General features: G+C 40.3%; 1 protein-coding gene. It reads right to left on the bottom strand.

The features are described from left to right. On the bottom strand, nucleotides 1-1001 hold a 1001-nt coding region (gene pulA / locus ACFVSH_RS27085), incomplete at both ends, for a type I pullulanase (protein ID WP_387708954.1).

Consider the following 1001-nt stretch of genomic DNA (forward strand, 5'->3'; position numbering starts at 1 on the left):
GCTCCTTTTCCAATCCAACCGGTTAATCCAATCGGAAGATTGATAGCTATTTTCATCCCCATCCTTCGTACGCATGAACTCTTGTCCAGCATGTATCATTGGAATTCCCTGTGAAAGTAATACGACGGCCGAAGCTAATTTATGCATCTGTTTCCGTACCTGTTCTGTCGCATCTGGATTAGTGATGAGAAGCTTATCCCATAAAGTATAATTGTCATGTGCTTCAACATAATTGATCACTTGATCTGGTCTTTGATAGGTTGCTATATCTTCGTCATATTTCAAACCACCAGCGATGCCCTTTTTTATTATATCTTCCATTCCTGGTTTGCCATTCACGAAACCTTTATCATGTTCATTCATTACAAACCCTTTTAAACCATCACGGATCGCATCGTTAAAGTGAGCGATTCCAGGCATTTTACAAGCATTCTTTTGATTTGCTTTCAGCTCTTGGGCCAGGGGTGTATCCATATCCCAGCCTTCTCCCAAAACAATGATAGATGGATCAATTTCTGCCAGTGCCTTTTTCACCTCATTCATCGTTTCCACATCATGAATCCCCATTAAATCGAAACGAAAACCATCAAGGTTAAATTCCTTCGCCCAATAGGTTACAGATTCAACGATGAATTTTCGCATCATTTTACGTTCAGACGCTGTGTCATTTCCTACACCGGTTCCATTAGATAAGGTGCCGTCGGCGTTATAGCGAAAAAAGTAAGTGGGAACGAGTTTATGGAAGTTTGAGCCCTCCACTGTATAAACGTGATTATACACAACATCCATGATTACGCGTAAACCATTATCGTGTAAACCTTGAATCATTTCCTTTAACTCCCTGATCCTGACTTTTGGTTGATACGGATCAGTCGAATAAGAACCCTCGGGAGCATTATAATTCTGTGGATCATATCCCCAGTTATATTGTGGTTCATTCAATTTCATTTCATTGACTGTAGCAAAATCGAATATCGGGATAAACTGAACATGGGTAACAC

Source organism: Peribacillus sp. NPDC058002 (assembly GCF_042886655.1).
Classification (GTDB): Bacteria; Bacillota; Bacilli; order Bacillales; family DSM-1321; genus Peribacillus; species Peribacillus aracenensis.